Here is a 26,151-nt window from a genome sequence, read left to right on the forward strand (position 1 = left end):
CACGGGGGATGCACACCGTGGGTGATGCCCCACGGCCTCAACTTGGAATCCTCTTGTGCCTGCTTTCCATGCTGCTCTTTGCAAGCCAGGACGGGATCACCAAAGTGCTGGTCAAGGACCTTCCCGTCGCCCAGCTCGTCATGGTGCGTTACTGGGTATTCCTGGCATTCGCTGTCGGCTATAGCCTTTATCGTGGCCACCTGGGAGCGGCGTGTCGAAGCCATCATCCTGTTCTGCAAGTTATCCGTGCCTTGCTGGGGGTGGGCGAAAGCGCGTTGTTCGGATTGGGGCTGCGCTACCTCGGAATGGCGGAGATGCATGCCCTGTATGCAGTGTTTCCGCTGATGACCCTGGCCTTGGCAGGTGCGTTCCTGGGTGAGTTCATCGGCGTCCGTCGCTGGGTGGCCGCGGCCATAGGGTTCATGGGGACCCTGGTGATCCTCCGTCCGGGAACCGGCGTCTTCGAGTTGGCGGCGCTGATTCCGCTGTTGTCGGCCCTGGGGTTCGCAGTCTTCAGTGTGCTGACACGTCGGATCAGCCGGGATGATTCATTCGCGACGAACATGCTCTACATGGGCTTTTTCGGCGCCCTGGCCATCACGTTCTCTGGCTTGCCAGGGTGGGTTTCGCCGAACCCGACACAGTGGGGCCTGATCGCCGTGCTGTCGACGATCGGCATGGTGGCGCAGTTGCTACTCCTCCAGGCGCTCAAGTACGCAACGGCAGGTACGCTTCAACCGTTCAACTACACGCTGTTAGTGTTCGCCACATTCATCGGCCTGTTCATATTCGGCGAACTACCTGACCCATGGACCGTCGTGGGGGCGTGCATGGTGATTGCCGCAGGCCTGTATGCAATCAAGGCGAAAGGGTAGGGAGCCCGTTTTATGTTATTCGATCCAGGAATAAGCATAATATAATATATTCCTTGATCGAATTAGTTGGCATGTTAAGTTGACGCTACCGGACCGCCGGATATGTTCAACCCTACCCTATGGTACGACTATGTCCGGCGCCCGAATCTTCCAAATCAGCCTTGAGGCTCTGTCGCATGACGGGGCCCATGCAGTGATTTCTCAGTCCGGCACTCTCCGCATCAGTTCTTGTGCCGCCATTGCCGTTCCATTCGTGACCGGCAAACCTCTCCCTTGCCAGGCCAACAGTGAGGCCTGCAGTGCAATCAGCGAAGGCTTGGCGTTTCTGCTCTACGCCATGTGACGCACCGCTGTCGGCACTTCCATACCGTAACGTCAGTCAGTCATCTTGAGGTAATACCCGGTCCCGGGTGGTCGCTTGAAGTGTGAGTGAGTGGGCGTCTGTTCAGCGCAGCCTATCGCGACTTACCACCATGCCAAATTATTTGGATGAAGCTCATCGAGCCGAAATCGTCAAGCTCAGCAGGACCTTGACCAGCCAGACTGAATGGCCCACCTGGCTTTTACTGGTCGGCTTTTATCTGGCTTGGGCTCTTATTGTTTTTCATGGGCAGGCACTTGGCCAACTCATCAGCATTGTCCTGTTGGTTCCACTGGTCGTGCTCTGGATGTCGATCCAGCATGAGCTTATTCACGGTCACCCAACGCGTTGGCCTGCCATAAACAAAGCCCTGGGGTTTCTGCCGTTTGCCGTTTGGTATCCCTACGACATTTATAGGGACACGCATCTGGCGCATCACAACGACGAGGTGCTGACGGTGCCTGGTCAAGATCCAGAAAGTCGCTATGTCACAAGTGCCTACTGGTTGCAGTCACCTCGTTATGTGAAAGCGTTGCTTTGGGTAAACAAGACCTTGGGTGGTCGCTTGCTCATGGGAGCACCATTGGCAGTGATATCCCTGCTGGGTAGCGAGATCAGAGGCTTGTTTCTCGCGGGAGGAAGTACTGGACGAGTGTGGATAGCTCACGTGCTAAGTGTCGTCGTGGTGCTGACCTTGGTTGAACAATACAGCGCCATCAGTGCTGTGCAGTACGTATTTTTAGTTTCGCTGCCGGCCTTGTCCATTGCAATGATCAGGTCGTTTTACGAGCATCGGCCGTCAACGCTGCCAGAACACCGTACGGTGATCAATGAGTCCTCAGGGCTTTTGAGTTGGCTCTTTCTTAACCTCAATCTTCACTTGGTTCATCACGATCTTCCCGGTTTGCCCTGGTTTTATTTGCCCCGGGTGTATAGAGCCAGGCGTGAACAATGGATCGCGCGAAACAATGGCTATGTCATTCATGGCTACTTCCAGTTATTGCAGAGGCATCTGATCAATCCCGTGGATTGTCCTCGCCATCCTGCCAGGCACTAAAAATACTCAAGCTAATCTGGGCGTCGGAAAATGATACGTTTTGAAGCCATCAAGAAAACTCATAAAGGCAGCCCGCGAATGGCCGTGAGCGATTTAACGCTTCATGTCCGGGAGGGGGAGATCTGCGTATTTGTCGGGCCAAGTGGGTGTGGCAAAACGACCATTTTGCGAATGATCAATAGACTGGACACCCAGGACAGTGGCCGTATCAGTGTCAATGGGGTGGCGACCGATGAGCTTGACGTCGTGACGCTTCGCCGTGGCATCGGTTTCATGATGCAAAGCTCAGCCTTATTTCCTCATCAAACCGTTGCAGAAAATATTGGCGCGGTTCCGCGGCTCTTGGGTTGGAGCAAGCATAAGATCCGCCAGCGCGTGAGCGAGCTCATTTCCCTGGTCGGGCTTCAGCCGGAATTTCTGGACAGGTACCCTAATCAACTGTCGGGCGGGCAGCAAAGTCGTGTTGCCTTGGCGAGGGCATTGGCCTCGGACCCACCGGTTGTATTGATGGACGAACCCTTTGCCGCGCTTGATCCGGTGATCCGCGAGCGACTGCAGGACGAACTGGTTGCGCTGCAGAGGCGTTTGCATAAAACCATTATCCTGGTGACCCATGACATGGAAGAGGCCATCAAGATTGGTGACCGGATCGCCATCTTCGAGGGCGAAGGAAAGCTTGCTCAGTTCGATACACCTCACAATATCCTTGCCCATCCTGCCAGCGAGTTTGTGAAGAACTTCATCGGCAAGGATCCGCTGTTGAAAAGACTGTCGCTGATGAAGGTTTCTGATCTTCCTGTGGATGAAGTCAATTGCGAATTCAAACTTCTGCTGGACGATAAGTCCAATCCGCTGAAGTGGGTCAGTGAATCCGACTTGCCTGTCCCTGAACTTACCACGGTGTCGAATAATGATTCGTTGCATCACGCACTGGTTAAAATTCTAACGGCTCCGCTCGGTGTGGTTGTTCGAGTGGACGAGGCGGGTGGTTACGAAGGTTGCCTGTCGATTGCCAGCTTTCACAGCGCACTCAATGAGCGCCGCTTTGGAAGTGCGCAATGATTGACTGGTCCTGGATCGTTGAAAACTGGCAGCAGATAGGCCAGCTGTTATTTGATCATATTCAGCTGGTGACCTTCGGCCTGTTTATAGGAATGTTGTTAGCGGGCGCAATGGTGCTCTTGACGTTATGGAAGCCAGGGTTGGCGCAGCCCATGATTTATATCAGCGGAATACTTTTTACCATTCCGTCCCTGGCGCTGTTCATTCTGATAATGCCCTTTACCGGTTTGTCCAAGACGACGGCGGTGATTGGTTTGAGCCTGTATGCCTTGCTCATTGTGTTACAGAACACTTTGGCGGGCCTTGCGAGCAACCCTCCGGACGTGCTGGAAGAAGCCCGTGCGCTAGGGTACACGCGCATGCAGAGATTCCTGGGGGTTGAACTTCCCCTGGCGCTGCCTTCGTTATTGGCAGGGCTGCGAACGACCGCAGTGACATTGGTAGGGCTGGTGACGGTTACTGCGTTAATTGGTCAAGGTGGATTGGGGCAGCTGTTCATTACCGGGTTGGCTCAAAGTTTCACTACGCCTGTGGCGGTCAGTTTGGTTCTTACGGTGATGTTGGCGTTATGTTTTGATTTTCTGTTTTATTCAATCAATAAATGGCTGGTCCCTTGGGTGCGCTAATGAATAGGATCGCAGATGTCTACCTCTGGTTTTCTCTTCCTGAAAACTGGTTGGGCGAAGACGGGATACTGACTCGGCTGGCGGAGCATATTTATTATGTGTCTTTGAGCCTGGCGATTGCTTGTGCGATAGCGTTGCCGCTCGGCGTACTCTTGGCTAACTACCGCAAAGGCGCGCAGGTGGCGATCGGGCTGTTCAATATTGGGCGAGCATTGCCTTCCCTGGGTATTGTGATACTTGCAATCATGGTCATTGGCTATGAAACCAGCACGGTGATTATCGCCTTGGTCACCATGAGCATCCCGCCGATATTGACCAATACCTATGTTGGCATCGATCAGGTGGATTCGTCTCTGAAGCATGCTGCCAAATCGATGGGGATGCGCAGATGGCAGATGTTTATCCAGCTGGAATTACCGTTGGCTTTTCCGTTGATCTTTTCTGGATTCCGCTCAGCCCTGGTGCAACTTATTGCCACGGCCACCATTGCCGCCTATGCAGGGTTCGGCGGGCTGGGCAGGTTTCTCATTGACGGGCTGGGTCGAAATGACATCCCTCAAATCATTGGCGGCGCACTGGTGGTGTCGGCACTTGCGATTGTCAGCGAGTGGGTTTGTTCAATGATCGAAACACTCATGGTTCGAAAATGGCGAGCGGGGGATGTTGAACTGAGCGCTACATGATCAGGGGCATTTGAAAGTGCGTATTAATTCTGCAGAGGTGCAAATCCAAATGAAAAACAAACAACGTTCGAAGGCTCGTTCAGCGCACTCGGTTTCATTGTTGCTGGGGTTAGGCTTGCTGGTGGGCAGCGCATTTGCCAGTGCCCAGTCCATCACCATAGGCGGGGCCAATTTTTCCGAGCAGACGATTCTCGCAAATATCTATGCGTCAGCTTTGAAAAAGGAAGGGATTGAGGTCAAGACCCGGCTCAACCTGGGGAACCGCCAGATCATCGCCAAGGCGCTGGAAAACGGGGATATCGACGTTGTACCCGAGTACATAGGATCACTGTTGAGTTTCTATGACGACAAGAGCGCCCTGACCAGCCAAAAGGAGATCGTCAGCGCCTTGCAACAGAAGTTGCCGGCGGGCCTCCAGTTGCTTGAACCTTCGGCCGCGGGCTCTATTACCGCTTGGGCCGTCACCCAGAAAACCGCAGAAAAGTACAACCTGCAGACCTTGTCCGACCTGGCGCCCGTCTCCGGTGAACTTACGCTGGGTGGGCCTCCCGAAGTCACCACTGCCGCCTTGGGCCTGCCAGGGTTGAAGACGGTCTACGGCATCAACTTCAAGAGCGTCAAATCGCTGGACATGGGCGGCCCCTTGTCGCGGCTGGCGCTGAACTCAGGCGCTATCGACGTCGCCACGGTGGTCTCCACGCAAGGCATCCTGGCAAAAGAACCTTGGGTTGTGCTCGAGGACGACAAGCACCAGCAGCCCCTGCAAAACATTACGCCACTGGGGCGCAAGGCGTTGCTAACCCCAGAAGTCACCAAAGTGCTCAACGAGGTCTCTGCAAAACTGACCGATGACGACCTCAAGCAACTCAATCGCCTGGTGGATATCGATCACAAGGATCCCGCAAAAGTCGCGGCGCAGTGGGTCGCTGAAAATACCGTCAAGGCGGCCAACTGAACATGAATGCGATGTGGGTAAGGTCGCGGAGGCGTTATGTCCAATAAAAGTATGATTTTGAATTTGTTCTTTTTTAATCCCCAAGGGGATCACCGTTTTTCCTGGCGCCACCCGCTGTCGCCGACCAAGGAAATATTGACGCTGGGCTACTACGTGAAACTGGTGCAGGCAGCCGAAGCAGCGAAGTTCGATGCGGTTTTTGTCGCGGATCACGTCGCGGTCTGGGACTCCGTCGCCAGTGGGTTGAGGCACTATGCCAACGCCCGCCTTGAACCGATTACGCTCTTGTCCGCATTGGCGGCTGTCACCGAACACATCGGGCTGATGGGCACCGCTTCAACGTCCTACAACGAGCCCTTCAACATTGCGCGATATTTTGCTTCGCTGGACTACCTCAGCACAGGGCGAGCCAGCTGGAATATCGTGACCTCCTGGTTGGAAGAGGAGGCTTCGAATTTCGGATTGTCAGGCGTGACGAAACACGGCGATCGTTATCGGCGGGCCGAGGAGTTCATTCATGTCGTCAAGCAGCTTTGGGACTCCTGGGAGGAGGGGGCTCTTGAGTTTGACAAGGACAGCGGCGATTTTGCCGACCCGTCTAAAATTCACCCGATCCATCACAAAGGAACTCATTTCAATGTGCGTGGGCCGCTTAACGTGCCGCGTCCCCCGCAAGGACATCCAGTCCTTGCCCAGGCGGGGTCTTCTGAAGCGGGCAAGGATCTGGCAGCCGCCCATGCGGACGTGCATTTCTGTTTCATCAATACGGTCGAAGAGGGACTGGCGTATAGGGCCGATTTGAATCGCCGGCTCGAGTTGAAGGGCCGGCATTCCAGTGATCTGAAAATCATTACCGGTGTGCTTCCGGTGGTTCTGGAGGATGAGACTGAGGAGGAGCGACGTCGGCAACTGGAGGACAGCCTCATTATCGATGCCGTGGCGATTGATCTGGTCTCCAGCTACACCCGTCTTGATCTGACAGGCCTGTCGCCGGACAGCCCGCTACCCGCGTTGCCGGATGAGTCTGAGTTCGATGGCATTCGAACCGAGCTGGCCCTGCTCAAGAAGTACGACACGACCTTGTCCATCCGTGAAATAGGGCGCCGGTTGGTCAAGAGTTCCAGTACCTGGCTGCTGATCGGAACGGCGGAGCATATTGCCGATAAGCTTTCAGCGCTATACGAGTCGAATGCCGTCGATGGCTACAACCTCATGTTTCCGTTTTTGCCGACTGACTTCGAAACATTCACCCGTGGCGTGGTGCCTTTGCTGCAAGCCAGAGGGGTTTTCCGCAAGGAATATGAACCCGGGACCCTGAGGGATCGCTTGGGTTTGAAGACGCCTGCCAACCGCTTCCTGCTGTGATCGGCGTCAATCACAATCCTCTGAATGGCTTTCATATGACCAGCGATCTATCCATGTACCTCGCTCCCGCCAGGGTTTTACAGTCCCAGGACGCCTGGCTCCAGCGCACCCTGGAGATTCTGGGTGAGCGCCGTGAGCAAAGGCAGATCGTTGATCCCGTGTCCCATTGGCTTTCCCCTGATCTGTTGTTATCCCAGACCTGCGGCTATCCATTCGTCACGTCACTGCGGGGAAAGGTGAGGCTGATAGGGCGTCCGAGCTATGAGCTTGCTCATAGCTCGGGGGGTGACCATTGCAGTTTGCTGCTGTGTAGAGCTGATTCGGCCGTCACCGATCTGGCGGGTTTGCAGGGCAGCCATGGCCTGATCAACGCCCGGGATTCCAACTCCGGAATGAATTTATTGCGCCACACGTTGGCAGGAATCAGCGACCGTGGTTTTTTCTCGAAACTGACCTTCACCGGATCCCACAGGGAGAGCATTCGAAGGTTGAAGAATCACGACGGTGATTTGGCTTCTATCGACAGCGTCACCTACGACTATCTGGCGAGAGATAACAGTGACGAGATCGAAGGCCTCAGGATCCTGGTGCGAAGTGTGCGCAGTCCCTGCCTGCCTTACATAACGTCGATTCGTCGAACGGCGACGCAAGCAGAGTCTATCCGGCACGCAATGAACGAAGCCTTGAGCCAGCTTCCCGAGATTTCCCGTGACCTGGCGATCAGGGAAGTGCTGCCGGCCAGCGAGGCTGACTATGAGTGTCTTCTGGAGTATGAGCGCAGTGCGGCCAATCGCGGCTTTTCGTTTGTATCATCCTGAGCGGCGAGCCGTCCCTGGCTCGCCACCTCGAACACGCTAGAACTTGAAGCGCCCAACCAAGCCCTTGAGCTGCCCGGAAATATCCGTCAAACGCCCCGAGCCGGTCTGTGCCGAGTGAGCGAATTCCTCGACCAACTGGGCATCGGCATGAATCTGCGCGATGTGCCGGTTGATGTCTTCGGCCACCTGGTGCTGTTCCTCTGCCGCCGTGGCGATCTGGGTGTTCTGGTCGCGAATCGAGTCCACCGAATTGCGGATCTTGTCGAAGCTGTCACGGGCCTGCTGAATGCGCTCGACGCTGGTGTGCGACACCTGCAGGCTGCTTTGCATCTGCTGGGTGACTTCCAGGGTGCGCCGTGCGAGGTTGCCCAGCAGGCTGTCGATCTCGCCGGTGGAGTCGGCGGTGCGCCGTGCCAGGGCCCGCACCTCGTCGGCCACCACGGCGAACCCACGACCTTGATCGCCGGCCCGTGCGGCTTCGATCGCGGCGTTGAGGGCCAACAGGTTGGTCTGTTCGGCAATCGAGCGAATGGTGTCGAGGATGGTGTTGATGTTCTTGCTGTCCTGCTCCAACGCCTGCATGGTCTGGGTCGATTTTTGCAGGTCTTCGCTCAGTTTCAGCACGCTGCCGGTGGCTTCGCCGATGTGATGCTGGCCGTCGTGCACATCGCGGTAGCCTTCGTCCGCACTGGAGGCGGCCTGGCTGCAAGAACGGGCCACTTCGTTGGCGGTGGCAACCATTTCGTTGAACGCGGTGCTCACCAGTTCCACGGCCTGGCGCTGGCGTCCGGCGGCATCGTTCATGTTCTGGGCGACGTGGCTGGTATCGGCCGCGGCGGTTTGCAGGTCGGAAGAGGCGCTGCCGATGCGTTGCATCAGTTGCGCGATCATGCCCAGGAACTGGTTGAACCAGCCCGCGAGGGTGGCCGTTTCGTCCTTGCCTTGCACGATGAGTTTGCGGGTGAGGTCGCCTTCACCTTCGGCGATTTCCTGCAGGCCATTGGCAACGCCGCGAATCGGCCGCACGATCACGCTGGCGAAACTGGCGCCCACCACGGCGAAGACCACGGCCAGCGCGGCGGCGATGGCGGCGATCAGCCAAGTCAGGCTCGAGGCCTCGGCCATCACTTCATCGCGCTTGATCAGGCCGATGAAGCGCCAGCCCAACCCTTTGGAGCTGACCACGTTGGCCATGTAGGGCACGCCGTCGATCTCGATCTGAGTCACGCCATCGCTGCTTTTGGCCAGCTCGGCATAGTTGGGGCCAAGGTCGGCCAGCGGCTTGAAGTTGTGCTTGGCATCGGCGGCGTCCACCAGGACGTTGCCGTTGGCTTCCACCAGCATCAGGTAGCCGCTGTCGCCCAGCTTGATGTTCTTGACCAGTTCGGTGAGCTGCTTGAGCGACACGTCCAGGCCGACCACGCCCACGACGTTGCCGCTGGCGTCGGCGACCGTGTGTACGGTGCCGATCAGCGACACATCGTCCGGCGCCCAGTAATAGGCGTCCGTGCGCACGGTAGTACCCGGTGCGGCGATGGCAGCCTTGTACCAGGGGCGCACGCGCGGGTCATAGTTGGTCATCTTCGGATCGTCAGGCCAGCTGGCGTAGCCACCGTCGCTCAGCCCCACGGACAGATAGGCGGTGGTCGGATGGCTCTTGGCGAATCGGTCGAATATTTCCAGGAGCTGTTGGTTGATCTCGGGGAGCGGTGTTTGTGCGGCATCGGCCAGGGAGTAGTTTTTCAACCCCTTGGCAGCGATGATCCGTGGATCCTTGGCGATGTATTCGACGTTCTGGCTGATGCCATCGAAGAACTGCTTCATGCCGTTGTCGATCTGGCGGATTTCACGGCCGCTGCTGTCCAGGAAGTTGGCCTTTGCGGCGTCGCGCAGGTTCATTACGACAAGCACCGCTACCAGGATAACCGGGAGGCAGGCGATGGCCGCGAACGCCCATGTCAGCTTCTGTTTGATATTCATGACTTCTCCCGCGGAATATTTTAAGTGTTGGAACGGCGGAAACAGCAGTGTTTGGCCTTGCGAGTCTCTGGAAGGGAAAAGCGCCTATGCCTACTGCCAGTGTATCGACCAAAGTCGTAGGCACTTGAGGCTTGCCATTTTGGCGCGGGACGATCGGTAGAGGGCGTAGGCGCGATTGCAGGCGGCTTGACTAGTCTGGAAGATAGCGTGGTTTGCCCTGCGCCTTCGCCCTGCGGCTCGGGCACCCACGTGCAGCCAATCCTCATCGTCTTTAATGTATTAACGAGGCCCTATGCCAAGCGCATTCGAGAGCGTACTCAAGAACAAGAACATGGCTTATCGACCGCTCGGAGCGGCGCCCGCCAGCGAGGCGCCGATCCGCGTCGCGTTTGTATTGATGGACAACTTCTCGATGATGTCCTTCACCGGTGCGGTGGACGCCCTGGTGACCGCCAACCTGATGAGCGACATGCCCCTCTACGAGGTGCTGACGGTGGGGGTTTCAGGCGGGCAGGTGACGAGCGACCTGGGCATTGTCATCTCGACGGACATCGAACTGGCGCAGATGGCGGAAAACCAGGACGTGCTGATTGTCGCCGGGGGCTTTCGCGTGAAGTTGCAAGGTCATCCCTTGCTGCGCCGCAAGCTGCGCGCCAATGCGGCGTCCGGGGCGATCCTGGGCGGGTTGTGGAACGGTGTCTTCTTCGTTGCCGATGCCAATCTGTTGGATGGTTTCGAATGCGCTGTCCACCCGGAAAGCCGCGCCATGATGGTGGAGGTGTTCCCCCATGTGAAGGTGTCCAACCGGGCCTATGTGGTGGATCGGGAGCGGGTCAGTTGCGCGGGCGCCAACAGTTCGCTGCGCATGATGCTCCAATTGATTCGCCAGACGGGCGGAGCGGCGCTGGTGGGGGCCATCGAGGAAATTCTGCGTTGTGATGAGTCGGGCGACGATGCGACGGACTTGCCACCGGTTTTCGTCGAGACCGACCCGACGCTGCCGGAAAGTCTCAAGTTGGCGTTGGAGCTGATGTGGCAGAACGTAGAGGAGCCCTTGACCATCGATGAGCTGGCGGCGTGCGTGAAGATTTCCAAGCGCCAGTTGGAGCGACGGTTCTGCAGTTTTCTCGGCGCGACCCCAACGCGCTATTACCTGGAGCTGCGCCTGACGCGTGCTCGTCAACTCATCCAGCAAACCAATCGGTCCGTGACCGAAATCGCCGTGGCGACAGGCTTCGTCAGTTCCCCGCACTTCCAGCGTCGTTTCCGGGATTTCTTTGGTGTGCCGCCTGGCAGTTACCGTTCGAAATCGGAGCGCAAGCAAGCCTTGCGCTGACGTTTTTCGTCTGAGCTGCGTCGGTAATCACGGTTTCACGACTTTCGAGCTTTTTTCTGCCCCGAAAGGGAAGTCGAGCATCAACGCAAAAAGAATCGCACCGGCGGAGATCAGGAAAAGCAATCCGTGGTGTCCGCCACTGGCATTGAACAGGGCCGAGTAGGCAAACCCGGCCAGCGCCTGGAAGGTGGCGAACGAAACAGTGGCCCGGCTCCAGGCCAGTTGTTGGCGATGATGGTCAGGAACCAGTTCATGCACTCGGGCCAGGGCCAAGGGCACGATGCCCGGCGGAAATGAACCGATGATCACGGCGAGCAGCGCCAATACCATGAAGGTGTGTGAAACCGCCAGCAAGCCGAGAGCAATCGCTTGCACGGCCAGGACCAGTCGGATGCTCTTGCGCGCGCCAAGGTGATCGGCGAGAAAACCATAGCTCACCGGTCCGACAATCGCCCCGAGGCCATACATTACCCAGACCATTGCCCCGACATGTGCCCCGGCCCCGAGGCCGCGCGCCACGTAGTCGACCAAAAAGACCATCGCAGGCACGAGCCCCGCGGCCATGAACGCATACTGGGCGAACAACTGGAAAACCGCAGGGGGCATGGGCTCGTCGAGCGCAGCGCTGGCTGTTACCCGCACCGTGTCCCGGGGCCAGCCAAACCAGCTCAACCCGGTCAATGCCAGCGACAGGGCGCCAAGCCCCAGCCAGGTGACCGGCAGGCCCAGGCTCAACAGCGGCGGCACAATCGTGCCTGAACCGGCGATGCCAAGGCCGATGCCAAGGAAAATCGCGCCACTGGCCAAGCCTTTGCGTGCCGCCGGTACATGGGGCAATACAGTCGCCGCCACCAGTACCATGATCGCGCCGCCGGCGATCCCCGACAGTAGTCGCCAGGCGAAATACCAGGTCACCGACACCGGGAAGGCACAGGCGAAAAATGCGCCGGTCACGACGAGCATCATCAGCCGCAACGCGTTCCGGTTGGTCAGTCGGTGGGCCATGGGACGGCCGAGCAGGGCGCCGATCAGGTAACCGACCAGGTTCGCCGCCCCCAGGTAGACCACGTCGTTGGCAGAAAACCAACGGGCCTCGATCAATGCCGGGATCAGTGGCGTATAGGCGAAACGCGCCAGGCCGATGCTGACGAGGCTGGCGCAGAGGCCGGCGAAAATGGGCAGCCAGATGTTTGTAGGAGGTGATTCGAGCGCAGCGGATGAGGAGGGCATGACAGCGATCCTGTGAAAGGTTTATAGCGTCCAGCATATCGGCTATCGTTGCTGCGTTTGTGCAGCGATTTAGCGTCAGAGTGATGCAAATATGCATCGGAGGAGGGCGAATGAATTGGGATGATGCACGGGTGTTTCTGGCCGTCTGCCGAGCGTCGACCTTGCGCGGTGCCGCGCGGGTGTTGGGGGTGGATCAGGCGACTGTGGGGCGGCGCGTTACGGCGTTGGAGAAGTCCTTGGATGCCGCGTTGTTCCTGCGTACCTCAGACGGTTACGCACTGACGGCCGTCGGCGAGGCGGCGCTCAAGGCGGTGGAGAAGATGGAGCATTCGGCGCTTGAATTGGAGCGCCGGATACAGGGCCTGGATGAACGCCTGATCGGCAATGTCCGGGTCGCCACCACCGACTCATTGGCCATCGACTTCTTGATTCCGGCCATTGCCAGCCTGCATGAGCGCCATCCCGATGTGCGCGTGCAACTGGATGCGTCCACGCAGATCCTCAGCCTGGTCAAGCGCGAAGCGGATATCGCCGTGCGTAACACCCGGCCCGACAACCCTGACCTGATCGCTCGGCGAATCGCCCGTTGGCCGGTAGGATTGTTTGCGTCCCAAGCCTATGTCGATGCCCGTGGCGTACCGTCGCCCGGCAGCGAGTTCGAGGGGCATGACTTGGTGGTTTATCAGCCGTACTGGCAGGGCAGCAAGGATTTCACCCTGGTCTCGGAGCCGATCAATCGCGGACGGATCGTGGCCAGCCTGAGTTCGAGCCTGTTGGTGCGTCGGTCGATTGCCGCGGGCATCGGTGTCGGGGAGATTCCGCTGTACATGGGGGCGCGTGACGGGTTGCAGAGGATCTGGCCGGAGCGCACGCGTGCACTGCCTTACGAGGTCTGGCTGGTCACCCACGCGGACCTGCGCCATACGGCACGGGTGCGGGCGGTGATCGATGAGATTGTCGAGGTGTTTGCGCTGGAGAATGAGTGAGGCGTCGGGGGCGGCCGGCCATTCAATGTGGAGGCTCCATTGTGAAACCCCCTGTAGACCCTGTGGGAGCGAGCTTGCTCGCGATGGCGTCAGGTCAGCCGATACTCATGTAGCTGACACTCCGCCATCGCGAGCAAGCTCGCTCCCACAATGGATGCTTCATAGCCTCTGTGACAATTTCTCCCACAGGGCCTAAAGGGCATTTCATGGCATCTGTGGCAGTTCCTGCGGCCGCAGATCGAACACGAGCACCTCGGCATCCTGGCCGTGACTCAAGGTCAGGACCTGCTCCTCGCGCACCCGCACACCATCACCTTCCTGTAACCGCACGCCGTTGAGCTCGACAGCGCCTCGGGCCACGTGCACGTAGGCATAGCGATCCGCGGCCAGGGTCAAGGTGGCGCTTTGCTCACCATCGAACAGCCCGGCGTAGACCCGTGCATCCTGGCGCACCTGGAGCGAGCCGTCGGCGCCGTCCGGGGAGATGATCAATTGCAGGCGACCGCGTTTCTGCTCGCTGCTGAAATGCTCCTGTTGATAGCGTGGCGTGGCGCCACTGACGTTGGGCACGATCCAGATCTGCAGGAAGTGCACCGGCTCGTCCGCACTGTGGTTGAACTCGCTGTGGGCCACGCCGCTGCCGGCGCTCATCAACTGCACGTCACCGGGGCGAATGACCGAGCCCGTGCCCAGGGTGTCCTTGTGTTCCAGCGCCCCTTCAAGCACGTAGGAAAAGATCTCCATGTCCCGGTGGGGATGCTGGCCGAAACCCTTGGCCGCGGCGACCCGGTCGTCGTTGATGACCAGCAGGTCGGAGAAGCCCTGTTCGTTGAGATTGCGGTAGCTGGCGAACGAGAAGGTGTGGAACGAGGTCAGCCAGCCGTGGCGGGCAATGCCGCGGTCCGAAGCTTTACGAAGGGTCAGCATGATGATTCTCCTGATGTCTATGGGCGGCGGCTGGGCCGTTCGCCGGGTTCAGAAGAAGGTTAATGGTTATCCTGAAGTTCAATAAGCAGGTGGAAAACGAAAGACTGTCTGCTTGGAGTGGACAATCGAGAATGCCTACCGGTGGATGCCTGGCTTCGCCATAATGCTGACGATAAACCCTGTGGGAGCGAGCTTGCTCGCGATAGCGGTGTATCAGTTACATCGATTCCAACTGATCTGACGCTATCGCGAGCAAGCTCGCTCCCACAGGGGGCATTTATAGTTTCTGGATTTTTTTGGCGTCTTTTTAATGAAAACCGTTGCAATGGTGCTGTTCCCGGATTTCTTGCTGCTCGACATGGCCGGGCCTCTGGAAGTGTTTTCCATCGCCAATCGTTACCTCGAAGGGGACCTGCGTTATCAACTGCTGACCCTGGGTACCGAGCGCGGGCCGTTGCGAGCGTCCAACGGCGTGGCGGTGCAGGCCGATATCCATATCGACCAGGCATGGGCAGCCTATGACGTGTTGCTGGTGCCGGGTGGGCCGGGGGCCTATAACGACCGGCATCCGGGGCTGCACACCTGGCTGCGGGCCGCGGCGCAACGGGCTACGCGCTACGGCTCCATCTGCACCGGTGCCTTCGTGCTCGGTGAGGCGGGCTTGCTCGACGGTTATCGCGTCACTACCCACTGGCATTACACCGAACGCCTGATACAACGTTTCCCCAAGGCCCTGGTGGAAACCGACAAGATCTTCCTGCAGGACCGCCGCCTGATCACCTCGGGCGGTGTCACCGCCGGGATCGACCTGGCCCTGTCCATCGTGGCCCAGGACCACGGCCGCAAAGTCGCGTTGGACGTGGCCAAGGTGTTGCTGGTGGTGATGAAGCGCCAGGGCGGCCAGGCCCAGTTCAGCCCCTCGGTGGCGGCGGTGTCGACGCAGGAATCGGCCATTACCCGGGTGCAGAATCATGTGATGGAGCACCTGGAAGAACCCTTCACCATTGAGCGCATGGCCGCCTTGGCTTCCATGAGCGCGCGGCATTTCGCCCGGGTCTTTGCCCGTGAAGTGAAGATGACGCCCATGGAGTTCCTGCAGGGCGCGCGCATCGACCGGGCGCGTCATCTGCTGGAAACCACTGACCTGCCGCTCAAGACCGTGGCGTTTCGCAGCGGCTTCGGCAGTGTGCGGCACATGCGCTTTTTGTTCGGTGAAAAGCTCGGCCTGACCCCGGTGCAATATCGTCAGCAGTTCAGTTGAGGCGTCGGTGTCCGTCCAGGGCACCGTGATGTCCGTGACGCTCCCAGTGCCAGCATTGTCCTGAGGCCTGCGCCTGCCAAGATAACGGCGAACCCTTTGGAAAGGATGCGCAGGCGCCCGGGGCAGACGTGTTCGGTGATCCGCACGCTGACGCCCGCCCCGGTTATCCGGCGCTGGATCGCCCATGAACAGTTTCGTCAAACCCGATAGCGAGCCGGCGGTAGGCTTCGGTCCGTTCGCCTTCTACCGGCAGCAACGGCTGGTCACCCGTGACGGCCAGCCCCTCGCGCTGGGTGGCCGGGCCCTGGATGTTCTGCAGGTACTGGTGGAGCACGCCGGCCACTACGTCAGCAAGCAAACCCTCATCGCCCACGTCTGGCCTGACAGCGTCGTGGAAGCCATCAACCTGCGGGTGCACATCGCGGCGCTGCGGCGAGCCTTCGGCGATGGGCGGGATGGCGCTCGCTATATCCTCAACCATCCGCGACAAGGCTATTGCCTGGCGATGCCCCTGGTGGTGCAAGAAGGCGTTGAGTCGCCTTTGAGTCCCAGGGCCGAGCGGCACAACCTGCCCACGCGCTTGAGCCCGGTGATCGGCCGCGACAGAGTCCTGGGACGGCTGCTGGCGCAAGTGCCCCGTCAAGCCCTGACCACCGTGAGCGGCCCGGGTGGGGTCGGCAAGACCACCGTGGTGTTGCGGGTGGCGGAGCTGCTGCTTGAGCACTTTGACGACGGGGCCTGGTTCGTTGACCTGGCGGACGTCAGCGACTCTTCACAAGTGATGGCGCGGGTGGCCGGCACGCTGGGCCTGGCCCCCGGTTCTTTGGGCCGGCGTCTTGAGTCCTGTCGCATGTTGCTGGTGCTCGACGGTTGCGAGCACGTGCTCGATGCCTGTCGGGAATTGGCCCAGGCATTGGCTACGGCAGCGCCCGGGGTGTCGCTGTTGTGCAGCAGTCGCGAGCCCCTGGCCCTGCCGGGCGAAAAGATCGTGCCGCTGCCGGGCCTGGCCGTGGCATCGCCCCTGGAACCCGAGCACCAGATCGTGGCGTGCCCGGCGGTGCAGTTGCTGATCGAACGGGTGGGCGCCCGGCAACAGGGTTTCCAGCCCGTTGGCCGCGACGGGGTGATCCTGGCCCAGATCTGCCAGCGCCTGGACGGCTTGCCGCTGGCGCTGGAACTGGCGGCGGCCCAGGTCGACGCCTTGGGGCTGGCGGGGGTCCTCGAACAATTGGATTACGGCTTGTCAGTCTTGAGCCACGGGCGACGTACGGCGGTGGCCCGGCATCGAAGCCTGGAGGCCGTGCTGGATTCGAGTGTCGAGCGTTTGAGTGCTGACGAACAAACCGTGTTCCAGCGCCTGGCGGTGTTCGAGGGGCCGTTTACGCTCAGGGCGGCGCTGGCAGTGATCACTTGCGCTGAACTGAGTGTCGGGCAATTACCCTCATTGCTATTGCGGCTGGCGAGTGTGTCATTGCTGATGGTCGAGCCGCTGGCCGACGGAGTACGTTTTCGACTGCTGCACACCACTCGCGGCTATGCCCTGGACAAATTGCGGCGCAGTGGTCAGTGGCCCGTGTTTCATCGGCGTTATGTGCTGCAAGGCGCTTGGGGCGCGGGCCATTCAAGGCCCCAACCGGCGAGTCAGCCCCTGGAGCAGCGCGCCGGCTTCCAATAGGTCGGGGGTGTTGAACCCCTCGCTGAAGCGTCGGTAAACCGGCTCGAGCAGTTCCTGCGCGGTTTGGACTTGCCCGCGGCGCTGCCACAAGCGGGCCAGGGACGTGGCGCTGCGCAGTTCCCAGGCCAGGGCATGATGACGACGGGCGACGGCCAGGGCGGCCAGCAGTTGCGTTTCGGCGGGGCCTTCCAAGGAGGGCTCGTTCCGCGCCAGCCAGGTTTCGGCGCCGGCCCGCAGGAGCTCCGCCGAACACCAGCCCGCGGCGCCACTGCGGGCCCGTTCCAGTTGCGCCGGGCTGACAACGCCCGGGCGCAGGGTGACGGCGATGTCCTGGATCAGCCCGTTTGTCGGGCTCGTCTCCAGGGGCTGGTCATTGAATACGCTGTCGTAATGACAGGCCCAGTCGTGGAACAGCATCACCGAATGTTTCTTGGCCTGCTGTTTCAACAGCTCGAGCCTTTCCCGGGCAGTCTGATGATCGCCGGTGTAGTGGGCGATCACGCAACCGGTCAGCGCCAAGGTGTAGCAGATCGAAATGCCGTGGTTGATCTGCAAGGCGATCTGCAGCGCCAGGTTGGCGGTACGCCGGGCTTTCTCGGCAAAACCTTGCAGCCAGAGGATGCGCGCCAGAATCGTCAGCGCGGCCACGCTCTGGTCGTATTGCACGCCGAAGCCGTGGCTGAAGCGGCTGAGGTGGCCGCTCTGGGCCAGGCGCTGGATCACCTGTTCGGCCTCACGTCGCGCCGCGCCCTGGTCGCCGGTGAAGTGCAGCGCCAGCACCCGCAGGCGTTGGGTGCTCAAGGACAGGATCGGGTCGCCCTGCAAACCGAGTCGGTCGAAATCCAGGCTGTGGGCCAGGGCCTGTTGGTAGTTGCCGCAGCTGAGGTCCACGGTCATTTGCCCGGACACGGCCCGCAGTTCGCTGGCCAGGTCCTGGCATTGCCGGGCCAGTTGCCGGGCGGTGGCGAAGGCGCGGACCGTGGCCGGCGTGCCGCCCTCGGTGTGGTAGTTGAAACTGGCGTGGGCCAGCTCCAGGGCCAGGGTCAAGCGTGGGCATGGTGTGGGGCTGGCCCGCAACAATTGCAGCGCCTTGTTGACGTAGAGGCCGTGCTCCTTGAGCAGCGACAGCTCTTGCCAGAGGGGCAGGGTGCGGGCAGTCAGGCGGATCGCCACGGCGTGTGAACCCTGCGGGCCCAAGCCGCGGTCGAGCGCCGCGCGGATGTCGTCGCGATAGTCGGCGTAACGGGCGATCCACAATCGGGTGGGGGTGTTCTCCCAATCGTTTTCCGCTTGCCCCATGAGCGCCAGGCAGCGTTCGGCGTGGCGTTCCTGGCTGGCCGCCAGTTCCCCGGCTTCGGTCAGTTTTTCCAAGGCATAACGGCGGGTGGTGTCCAGCAGGCGATAGCGCACCTCTTCATCGCCGATCTCGACGTTGAGCAACGATTTGGCGACCAACTGGCTGACCGACACCAGCACCTGGTCGGGTGCGACATGCTGGCCGACGATCACCGCCGCGGCCGAGGCCAGGTTGAAACTGCCCATGAACACCGCCAGCCGTCGCAGGCAGGTCTGCTCGCAGGTCGTGAGCAGCGCGAAGCTCCAGTCCAGTGTGGCGCGCAGGGTTTGCTGGCGCGGAGCGGCGCCGGTGTCGTTGTGGAGCAGGGCGACGTTGTCTTGCAGTTGCCGGTGCAGTGCTTCGAGGCTGAAGCGGCCGATTTGTCCGGCGGCCAGCTCGATGGCCAGGGGAATCCCGTCCAGCCGCTGGCAGATGTCGACCACCAACGGCACCTCGCGGTCGGACAGTTCGAAGTCGTCACGGCTGGCCATCGCACGCTCGGCAAACAGTTGCAGCGCCGGGTACTCCAGGGCGGGGTAACCCTCGATGGGCATTTCCCGGGGGGGGAATGCCAGGGCATCCAGGCGCTGCACGTATTCGCCTTCGGCGCGCAGGCCTTCGCGGCTGGTGGCCAGGATGTGCAGGTGAGGGGCGCCGCGCAGCAAGGTTTCGCTGAGCTGGGCGATGGCGTCGATCAGGTGCTCGCAGTTGTCGATCACCAGCAGCAGATGCCGCTCTTTGAGCGGTCGGGCGACGGTGTCCAGCGGATCACCGTCCTGCAGCGGCAGGTCGAGCAATGCGCACAGGTTGGGGACGATCATGGCCGCATCGTTGAGCGATGCCAGGTCCAGCAGATGGGTGCCGTCACGGTAGTGGCCGATCAGCCGTTCAGCGACCCGCAGGGCGACGGTGGTCTTGCCGATGCCGCCGGTGCCGACCAGGGTAATGAAACGCTTTCGGGGCAACTGGGTCACCAGGTTTTCCACCAGGGCCTGGCGTCCGATCAGGCGTGTGCGCTGCAGCGGCAGATTGCGCGCCAGGGACGGATGAGGAATGCGCGCCAATGGGTCGAGGGATCCGAATGACACCGGCGCGACAAAGCTGTAGCCGCGCTGCGCCACGGTGACGATGTAGCGCTGCCCGGCCTGGCCGTCCCCGAGGGCCTTGCGCAGTGCCGCGACGTGTACGCGCAGGTTGGTGTCTTCCACCACGCTCCTGGGCCAGACCCGGGCGATCAGTTGCTGCTTGCTCACCACCTCGCCTGCGTGTTCGAGCAACACCAGCAGAATCTCCACGGCCCGCCGTCCCAGGCGCAACGGTTGCTCGCCCTCCAGCACCAGGCGCTGGCGCGGATGGACCCGGTAAGGGCCGAAATGCACCGTCTGTTCGACGGGCAGGCTGAGGTAATGGCTCATGGTGCTCTCGATGTCCTGGGCCCGATGCCTGGGCTTTACCCGAGCATATTCCTCAGGTTTGGCTTCAAGCGCAACGGCGCAGGCTCTGCTCCGAGCCTTCCAGCCGCCGGACCCTGTGGCGAGGGAGCTTGCTCCCGCTGGGTCGCGCAGCGGCCCCAAAAGGCCCCATCTACCATCAATCTGGCACACCGAGGTGACAGTCCTGGGGCAGCTGCGCAGCCCAGCGGGAGCAAGCTCCCTCGCCACAAAAGCAGGTTTTTAACACTTCAGTCCCGAAAAAATTAACAACGTTTAACTCACGCCCATGCCCCCTCTGACCAGACCATAAAGCGATCCACCCACCTCAAGGAGTCATGTCATGAGCACCTTCATCACCCGCGACGGCACCGAGATCTACTACAAGGATTGGGGCAGTGGTCAACCGGTGGTCTTCAGCCACGGCTGGCCGTTGAACTCGGACAGTTGGGAGGCGCAGATGATGTTCCTGGCGTCCAACGGCTATCGGGTGATTGCCCATGACCGCCGTGGGCACGGGCGTTCCAGCCAGCCCTGGGACGGCAACGACATGGACACCTACGCCGATGACCTGGCCGAGCTGATCGAACGCTTGGACTTGAAGGATGCGGTGCTGCTCGGCTTCTCCACCGGCGGTGGCGAAGTGGCGCGCTACATCGGTCGCCATGGCGCCGCCCGGGTCGCCAAGCTCGGCCTGATCTCGGCGGTGACGCCGCTGATGGTCAGGACCGCGGCCAATCCTGGCGGCTTGCCCATCGAAGTCTTCGACGGTTTCCGCCAGGCCTCCCTGGCCGACCGTTCTCAGCTATACAAAGATGTGGCCAGCGCGTTTTTCGGTGCCAACCGTCCGGGTGCCAAAGTCTCCCAAGGCATGATCGACTGGTTCTGGATGCAGGGCATGCTCGCCGGCCACAAGAACGCCTACGACTGCATCAAGGCGTTCTCGGAGACCGATCTTTCCGAAGACCTGCGCAACATCGACGTGCCGACCCTGGTGGTCCATGGCGATGACGACCAGGTGGTCCCTATCGAAACCGCCGGCATCGCCGCCGCCAAATTGCTGAAGAACTCGCAGTTGCTGGTGTACCCGGGCGCGCCCCATGGCCTGACCGATACCCACAAGGACCGGCTGAACGCGGACCTGCTGGCGTTCATCCGGGGCTGATCAAGCCACAAACCTGTAGGCGCGAGCTTGCTCCGGGCGGCGTTCCGACGATGGCGGCGCAACAGTCAACATCGCCGCCGACTGACACCCCGCTATCGCGAGCAAGCTCGCTCCCACAGGATCGGCATCCAACAGGACCCAAACCGATGAACCGCAACGATTTACGCCGTCTCGACATGAACCTGCTGGTGATCTTCGAGGCGCTGATGTTCGAGAAAAACCTGACCCGCGTCGCCGAAAAGCTGTTCATGGGCCAGCCGGCGGTGAGCGCGGCGCTGGGGCGGCTGCGGGATCTGTTCGATGACCCGTTGCTGATCCGTCACGGTCGTGGCATGGAACCGACTCCACGAGCCCTGGCGATCCTGCGAGAGTTGCAACCGGCCATGGACACCATCTCCGGCGCGGTCAGCCGGGCCAAGGCGTTCGATCCATCCACCAGTTGCGATGTGTTTCGCATCGGGCTGTCCGACGATGCCGAATTCGGCCTGTTTCCGCCATTGCTGAGCCAACTGCGCGAAGAGGCGCCGGGGATCATCGTGGTGGTGCGCCGGGCCAATTTCCTGCTGATGTCGTCGCTGCTGGCCAGCGGTGAAATCAGCGTCGGCGTGAGCTACACCACCGATCTGCCGGCCAATGCCAAGCGTAAGAAGCTGCGGGACATTCCTTGCAAGGTCTTGCGTGGCGACAAGCGCCCGGGGTCGCTGACCCTGGACGAGTACTGCTCGCGGCCCCACGCCATGGTTTCGTTTTCGGGCGACTTGAGCGGCAACATCGACCTGGATCTGGCCCGCATTGGCCGGACCCGCAAAGTGGTGCTGGCGGTGCCGCAATTCAGCGGGCTGCGAGCCTTGCTGGCTGGCACCGAGCTGATCGCCACCGTGCCCGACTATGCCGCCTGCGCGTTGGTGGAAGGCTGCGCGCTGCGTGCCGAGGACCCGCCGTTCGAGATCAATGCGGCCGAACTGTCGATGGTCTGGAGCGGCGTGCATGACAACGACCCGGCCGAGCGCTGGCTGCGCTCGCGCATTGCCAGCCACATGTCCCAACCCTTGCCGGCCGCTGCCTCGGCCGCCCCGGACGGAGCCCACCGATGAGCATGACCGATGAACGCCCGTGGCAGGACCTGGGTTTGCTGTTCCTGCGCCTGAGCGGCGGGTTGTTCCTGCTGTGGGTCCATGGGCTGCCGAAGCTGTTGCACTACAGCGTCGAGCTGACCCGGATCGAAGACCCCTTTCACCTGGGGGCGGCGCCAACCCTGATCCTGGCGATTTTCGCCGAGGTGCTGTGTCCGCTGCTGATCATGGCCGGTGTGCTGGTACGCCTGGCGTGCCTGCCGATCCTGTTTCTGCTGGCGGTGGCGCTGCTGGTGGTGCATCCGCAATGGAGCCTGGAAGAAGGGCAGTTCGGTTGGTTGCTGTTGATCATATTTACCAGCGTATTGATCGCCGGGCCCGGGCGCCTGGCGATGAACACGCGTTTTGTTGGAGTGCTTCGCCATGTCTGAATCTCAAACCATCGACTCTCCTGGGAGCCCGGCCAAACCCGGCCTGGATGAAATCGTGACCCTGGTGGTCAAGCACCGGATCAAGGCCGGCCAGGACGATGCCTATGAAGCCTGGTTGCGGCGCATCGTCAGCGTGGCTGGCCAGTGGCCGGGGCACCTGGGGGTGGATGTGGTGCGGGGCAAGCAGGGCGGTTTGTCGCTGTTCACCTGTGTGCTGCGGTTCTGCTCCACCGAGGCCATGCAACGCTGGCTGGATTCGCCCGAGCGCCGCGAACTGGTGGAAGAGGCCGCGCCGCTGCTGGCCGATGGCGACCAGACCGAGGTCGCCTCCCACAAGGAATTCTGGTTCGCCCCGCTGGCCGATGCCGCCACACCACCGCCGCGCTGGAAGCAATCGGTGGTGACGCTGTTGGTCATCCTGCCGCACACCTTGCTGGTGCCGTTGCTCTGGGGCCCGCTGCTGCAGCTCAACGCGTTTCTGTCCAACTACGTGGTCGCCACGTTCCTGATCACGCTGACCATCGTGCTCTCGGTGGTCTACGTGTGCATGCCTTTGGCGACACGCCTGTTCGCGCCTTGGCTGGAACCCAAGACCCATGAGCACCTGGAGCCCGGCCATGGCCAATAAGGACGATCCGACCGACCCGTTGCGCCGCCAACTGCTGGCCGCCGGGTCCCTGCTCAGCGCAGCGGCGGCTTTTTGGCCTCGTCTGTCCCTTGCCTCTACTCATCCAGAAGGAAATCCGATGAACGCCGATCTGATTCTATTCAACGGTCAATTCCATACCGTCGACCGCGAGAAGCCTCGGGCCAGCGCAGTCGCCATCAGCCAGGGCCGCTTCGTCGCGGTGGGCACCGACGCCGAGGCCATGGCCCTGCGGGGCAGCGGCACCCAGGTCATCGACCTCAAGGGGCGTACCGTTATCCCCGGCCTCAACGACTCGCACTTGCACCTGATTCGTGGTGGCCTGAACTACAACCTGGAGCTGCGCTGGGAAGGCGTGCCGTCTCTGGCCGATGCCTTGCGCATGCTCAAGGACCAGGCCGACCGCACGCCGACGCCGCAGTGGGTGCGCGTGGTGGGGGGCTGGAACGAATTCCAGTTCGCCGAAAAGCGCATGCCGACCCTGGAAGAACTCAACCAGGCGGCCCCCGATACGCCAGTATTCGTATTGCACCTGTATGACCGCGCCTTGCTCAACCGCGCCGCGCTGCGGGTCGCCGGCTACACTCGCGACACACCGAACCCGCCGGGTGGCGAGATCGTGCGGGACAGCAAAGGCGAGCCCACCGGCATGCTGGTGGCGCGGCCCAACGCGATGATCCTTTACTCGACGCTGGCGAAAGGGCCGAAGCTGCCGCTGGAATACCAGGTCAACTCCACCCGCCAGTTCATGCGGGAACTCAATCGCCTGGGCCTGACCAGCGCCATCGATGCCGGCGGCGGTTTCCAGAACTACCCGGACGACTACGCGGTGATCGAGCAGTTGGCCCGCGAGCAGCAGTTGACGGTGCGCATCGCCTACAACCTGTTCACCCAGAAGCCCAAGGAAGAACTCAGCGACTTCAAGAACTGGACCGGCAGCGTCAAGCTGCACCAGGGCGACGATTTCCTGCGGCACAACGGCGCCGGGGAAATGCTGGTGTTCTCGGCGGCGGATTTCGAGGACTTCCTGGAGCCGCGTCCAGACCTGCCGCCCGGCATGGAGCAGGACCTGGAACCGGTGGTCCGGCACCTGGTGGAGCAACGCTGGCCATTCCGCTTGCACGCCACGTATGACGAATCCATCAGCCGCATGCTCGACGTGTTCGAGAAGGTCAACCGCGATATTCCGTTCAACGGCCTGCCGTGGTTCTTCGACCACGCCGAGACCATCACGCCGAAGAACATCGAACGTGTGCGGGCGCTGGGCGGTGGCATTGCGATCCAGGACCGCATGGCCTTCCAGGGCGAATACTTCGTCGACCGCTACGGTGCCAAGGCCGCCGAAGCCACGCCGCCGATCAAGCGCATGTTGGCCGAAGGCGTACCGGTGGGCGCCGGCACCGATGCCACCCGCGTCTCCAGCTACAACCCCTGGACCTCGTTGTACTGGATGGTCAGCGGCCGCACGGTTGGTGGTCTTTCGTTGCACGAAGAGGGCCTGCCGCGCCTGACTGCGTTGGAACTGTTTACCCATGGCAGCGCCTGGTTCTCGTCGGAGCAGGGCAAGAAGGGCCAGATCAAGGTCGGCCAACTGGCGGACCTGGCGGCCCTGAGCGCGGACTTCTTCAGCGTCGAGGAAGAAGCCATCAAGTGGATCGAGTCGGTGCTGACCGTTGTGGACGGCAAGGTGGTGTACGCCGCCGGTGACTTCGAAAAACTCGGCCCGGCCAGCGTCCCGGTGCTGCCCGACTGGTCGCCGGTGGTCAAGGTCCCGGGCCACTGGCGCCCGACTTCGCCGTTGCAGGCTCAGGTCCACCAGTGCAGCGGCCCGTGCACGGTGCATGCCCACAGCCATGAACGGGCACGACTGTCGAACGTTCCGGTCAGTGATTTCCAAGGTTTCTGGGGCGCGTTTGGCTGTTCCTGCTTTGCCTTTTAACTAACACACAACCCCCTCTGTGGGAGCGAGCTTGCTCGCGATAGCGGTTGAACATTCAGCACTGCCGTCGCCTGACACTCCGCCATCGTCGGAACGCCGCCCGGAGCAAGCTCGCTCCCACAGGTTTTACTATCCATCCCAAAGGAGTCATCCCATGAGCAACGTTCCCGCCTACAACCGTCTGAACAAAGACGACGCGGTCGTCCTGCTGGTCGATCACCAGACCGGCCTGATTTCCCTGGTCCAGGACTTCTCGCCCAACGAGTTCAAGAACAACGTGCTGGCCTTGGCCGACCTGGCGAAGTTCTTCGAACTGCCGACCATCCTGACCACCAGCTTCGAACAAGGCCCCAACGGCCCGATCGTGCCGGAGCTCAAGGAAATGTTCCCGGACGCGCCATACATCCCGCGCCCAGGCCAGATCAATGCCTGGGACAACGAAGATTTCGTCAAGGCGATCAAGGCCACCGGCCGCAAGCAATTGATCATCGCGGGCGTGGTCACCGATGTCTGCGTAGCGTTCCCGACCCTGTCGGCGCTGGCTGAAGGTTTCGACGTGTTCGTCGTGACCGATGCCTCGGGCACCTTCAACGAAACCGTGCAACAGGCGGCCTGGGTCCGCATGACCGCCGCCGGCGCGCAGATGATGAACTGGTTCTCGGTGGCCTGTGAGCTGCACCGCGACTGGCGCAACGACATCGAAGGCCTGGGCAACCTGCTGTCCCAGCGCATTCCGAACTACCGCAACCTGATGAACAGCTACTCGGCGCTGACGGCCAAGTAAGCGATTCATGCTCAATGACGCCCGCCTTGTGCGGGCGTTTTTGTACCCGGTATCAGGTTCTTGCAAGCTGATCCGCCGCTATCGCGAGCAAGCTCGCTCCCACAGGGTTTGAGGTGTATTCAGGTTCTGTAATCACTGGGAACCCATGTG

General features: G+C 61.0%; 22 protein-coding genes and 1 pseudogene. 18 read left to right on the forward strand and 5 right to left on the reverse strand.

The genetic code is table 11. The annotated features are described in order from the left end of the window. Nucleotides 1-8 precede the first annotated feature (8 nt). The 8 genes from J4E63_RS17895 to J4E63_RS17930 all read left to right on the forward strand — a co-directional run bounded on the left by J4E63_RS17895 (nt 9) and on the right by J4E63_RS17930 (nt 7,802). Complete coding sequence (locus J4E63_RS17895) at nt 9-875, forward strand: DMT family transporter (protein ID WP_207283228.1); 867 nt, start codon at nt 9-11, stop codon at nt 873-875. Nucleotides 876-1,348: 473 nt separating this feature from the next. Beyond that, nucleotides 1,349-2,293, forward strand: coding sequence for a fatty acid desaturase (locus J4E63_RS17900; protein ID WP_207282833.1), 945 nt, complete (start codon nt 1,349-1,351; stop codon nt 2,291-2,293). A gap of 30 nt (nt 2,294-2,323) precedes the next feature. After that, nucleotides 2,324-3,355, forward strand: coding sequence for an ABC transporter ATP-binding protein (locus tag J4E63_RS17905; RefSeq protein ID WP_063320446.1), 1,032 nt, complete (start codon nt 2,324-2,326; stop codon nt 3,353-3,355). Continuing rightward, nucleotides 3,352-3,981, forward strand: coding sequence for an ABC transporter permease (locus J4E63_RS17910; protein WP_063320447.1), 630 nt, complete (start codon nt 3,352-3,354; stop codon nt 3,979-3,981). The genes J4E63_RS17905 and J4E63_RS17910 overlap by 4 nt, the downstream gene beginning before the upstream one ends. After that, complete coding sequence (locus tag J4E63_RS17915; RefSeq protein ID WP_207282834.1) at nt 3,981-4,664, forward strand: ABC transporter permease; 684 nt, start codon at nt 3,981-3,983, stop codon at nt 4,662-4,664. Before J4E63_RS17910 ends, J4E63_RS17915 begins: the two co-directional genes overlap by 1 nt. A 16-nt stretch (nt 4,665-4,680) precedes the next feature. Then, the gene (locus tag J4E63_RS17920; protein WP_310650715.1) at nt 4,681-5,619 is read left to right on the forward strand and encodes an ABC transporter substrate-binding protein; all 939 of its coding nucleotides are present in this window, start codon (nt 4,681-4,683) and stop codon (nt 5,617-5,619) included. A 36-nt stretch (nt 5,620-5,655) separates the two neighbouring features. Then, on the forward strand, nt 5,656-6,984 hold the full coding sequence (locus J4E63_RS17925; RefSeq protein WP_207282835.1) for an LLM class flavin-dependent oxidoreductase: 1,329 nt from the start codon (nt 5,656-5,658) through the stop codon (nt 6,982-6,984). A 35-nt stretch (nt 6,985-7,019) separates the two neighbouring features. Further along, on the forward strand, nt 7,020-7,802 hold the full coding sequence (locus J4E63_RS17930) for a phosphate/phosphite/phosphonate ABC transporter substrate-binding protein (protein WP_207282836.1): 783 nt from the start codon (nt 7,020-7,022) through the stop codon (nt 7,800-7,802). A gap of 36 nt (nt 7,803-7,838) precedes the next feature. Here the strand turns inward: J4E63_RS17930 and J4E63_RS31300 are convergent, their stop codons facing one another. Continuing rightward, a complete protein-coding gene (locus tag J4E63_RS31300) occupies nt 7,839-8,693 on the reverse strand; it encodes a methyl-accepting chemotaxis protein (RefSeq protein ID WP_404943340.1) in 855 nt (284 codons plus the stop codon). 6 nt (nt 8,694-8,699) lie between these two features. Continuing rightward, nucleotides 8,700-9,782: pseudogene (locus J4E63_RS31305) on the reverse strand (cache domain-containing protein); the annotation flags it as partial. Between the two features lie 292 nt (nt 9,783-10,074). Between J4E63_RS31305 and J4E63_RS17940 the strand changes: the two are divergent. Further along, nucleotides 10,075-11,118, forward strand: coding sequence for a GlxA family transcriptional regulator (locus tag J4E63_RS17940; protein ID WP_207282838.1), 1,044 nt, complete (start codon nt 10,075-10,077; stop codon nt 11,116-11,118). Nucleotides 11,119-11,145: 27 nt separating this feature from the next. Here the strand turns inward: J4E63_RS17940 and J4E63_RS17945 are convergent, their stop codons facing one another. Further along, on the reverse strand, nt 11,146-12,348 hold the full coding sequence (locus J4E63_RS17945) for a YbfB/YjiJ family MFS transporter (RefSeq protein WP_207282839.1): 1,203 nt from the start codon (nt 12,346-12,348) through the stop codon (nt 11,146-11,148). Nucleotides 12,349-12,458: 110 nt separating this feature from the next. On the opposite strand from J4E63_RS17945, the gene J4E63_RS17950 reads away from it, so the two are divergent. After that, nucleotides 12,459-13,334, forward strand: a complete 876-nt coding sequence (locus J4E63_RS17950) for a LysR family transcriptional regulator (protein ID WP_207282840.1) — start codon at nt 12,459-12,461, stop codon at nt 13,332-13,334. Between the two features lie 204 nt (nt 13,335-13,538). Here the strand turns inward: J4E63_RS17950 and J4E63_RS17955 are convergent, their stop codons facing one another. Beyond that, nucleotides 13,539-14,261, reverse strand: a complete 723-nt coding sequence (locus J4E63_RS17955; protein WP_207282841.1) for a pirin family protein — start codon at nt 14,259-14,261, stop codon at nt 13,539-13,541. A 310-nt stretch (nt 14,262-14,571) separates the two neighbouring features. Here J4E63_RS17955 and J4E63_RS17960 point away from each other — a divergent pair, with 310 nt between their 5' ends. Together J4E63_RS17960 and J4E63_RS17965 are read left to right on the forward strand one after the other, a co-directional pair. After that, nucleotides 14,572-15,522, forward strand: coding sequence for a GlxA family transcriptional regulator (locus J4E63_RS17960; RefSeq protein ID WP_207282842.1), 951 nt, complete (start codon nt 14,572-14,574; stop codon nt 15,520-15,522). Between the two features lie 184 nt (nt 15,523-15,706). Continuing rightward, nucleotides 15,707-17,197 carry a winged helix-turn-helix domain-containing protein gene (locus J4E63_RS17965; RefSeq protein WP_207282843.1) on the forward strand — a complete coding sequence of 497 codons (1,491 nt, stop codon included), beginning with the start codon at nt 15,707-15,709 and terminating at the stop codon, nt 17,195-17,197. Here the strand turns inward: J4E63_RS17965 and J4E63_RS17970 are convergent. Further along, nucleotides 17,144-19,948, reverse strand: a complete 2,805-nt coding sequence (locus J4E63_RS17970) for a winged helix-turn-helix domain-containing protein (RefSeq protein WP_207282844.1) — start codon at nt 19,946-19,948, stop codon at nt 17,144-17,146. The two genes, J4E63_RS17965 and J4E63_RS17970, sit on opposite strands and share 54 nt — an antisense overlap. A gap of 358 nt (nt 19,949-20,306) precedes the next feature. Between J4E63_RS17970 and J4E63_RS17975 the strand changes: the two genes are divergently transcribed. The 6 genes from J4E63_RS17975 (at nt 20,307) to ycaC (ending at nt 26,001) form a co-directional block, all read left to right on the forward strand. Beyond that, complete coding sequence (locus J4E63_RS17975) at nt 20,307-21,128, forward strand: alpha/beta fold hydrolase (protein WP_092197022.1); 822 nt, start codon at nt 20,307-20,309, stop codon at nt 21,126-21,128. 146 nt (nt 21,129-21,274) lie between these two features. Then, nucleotides 21,275-22,222, forward strand: coding sequence for a LysR substrate-binding domain-containing protein (locus tag J4E63_RS17980; protein WP_207282845.1), 948 nt, complete (start codon nt 21,275-21,277; stop codon nt 22,220-22,222). Further along, nucleotides 22,219-22,632: a DoxX family protein gene (locus J4E63_RS17985; protein WP_060741536.1), complete on the forward strand. Its 414-nt coding sequence runs from the start codon at nt 22,219-22,221 to the stop codon at nt 22,630-22,632. Before J4E63_RS17980 ends, J4E63_RS17985 begins: the two co-directional genes overlap by 4 nt. Next, the gene (locus J4E63_RS17990; RefSeq protein WP_060741537.1) at nt 22,625-23,260 is read left to right on the forward strand and encodes an antibiotic biosynthesis monooxygenase; all 636 of its coding nucleotides are present in this window, start codon (nt 22,625-22,627) and stop codon (nt 23,258-23,260) included. The genes J4E63_RS17985 and J4E63_RS17990 overlap by 8 nt, the downstream gene beginning before the upstream one ends. A gap of 118 nt (nt 23,261-23,378) precedes the next feature. After that, nucleotides 23,379-25,217, forward strand: a complete 1,839-nt coding sequence (locus tag J4E63_RS17995; RefSeq protein WP_024617381.1) for an amidohydrolase — start codon at nt 23,379-23,381, stop codon at nt 25,215-25,217. Nucleotides 25,218-25,371: 154 nt separating this feature from the next. Then, a complete protein-coding gene (gene ycaC, locus J4E63_RS18000; protein WP_014337664.1) occupies nt 25,372-26,001 on the forward strand; it encodes an isochorismate family cysteine hydrolase YcaC in 630 nt (209 codons plus the stop codon). Nucleotides 26,002-26,151: the final 150 nt, after the last annotated feature.

Origin of the sequence: Pseudomonas sp. FW300-N2F2, from assembly GCF_017351655.1 — a bacterium.
Taxonomy (GTDB): Bacteria; Pseudomonadota; Gammaproteobacteria; order Pseudomonadales; family Pseudomonadaceae; genus Aquipseudomonas; species Aquipseudomonas fluorescens_AA.